1 protein-coding gene is annotated in these 536 nt (G+C 54.1%); it reads right to left on the reverse strand.

The window, feature by feature from the left end; all coding sequences use genetic code 11:
* The coding region (locus EAG18_RS22055; RefSeq protein WP_148098539.1) for an AMP-binding protein at positions 1–536 on the reverse strand (536 nt) is incomplete at both ends.

Raw genomic sequence — 536 nt, forward strand, 5'->3', positions numbered from 1 at the left:
CTCAACACCAGAGATAGCTGTGCATCCGCTATCATATACGCCAGTCGCTCTTGCGGGTAATCCGGTGCCATCGGCACATAGGCACCGCCAGCTTTTAAGACTCCCAAGATGGCTATCACCATCTCCACAGAGCGCTCAACACATAGTCCTACCAAAGTATCGGGACCAACACCATGGAATATCTTTAAGTAGTGCGCCAGCTGGTTAGCTCGGCGGTTAAGCTCACGGTATGTTAATGCCACCTCTTCACAGATCACCGCCACCGCATCTGGGGTCGCGGCCGCTTGACGCTCAAACCGCTCATGCATGCAGACATCTTGCTCATAGCACAGCCGCGTGTCATTTAAGGTAACCAATAACTCCTCTTGCTCCGGCGCACTCAACATTGGAAGCTGTGTCAACGCCACAGTTTGGGTTGGCTCAAGTGCGCACAGCGCCGTCAACACCCGACCAAGGTGCTGGTCTAGCTGCGCAATGTGTGCCTGCGTAAAGAGCTGCTTGTCATACACCCAAGACAACCCAATGCCCTGCTCACT

Source organism: Pseudoalteromonas sp. J010 (genome assembly GCF_003934235.1).
Taxonomy (GTDB): domain Bacteria; phylum Pseudomonadota; class Gammaproteobacteria; order Enterobacterales; family Alteromonadaceae; genus Pseudoalteromonas; species Pseudoalteromonas peptidolytica.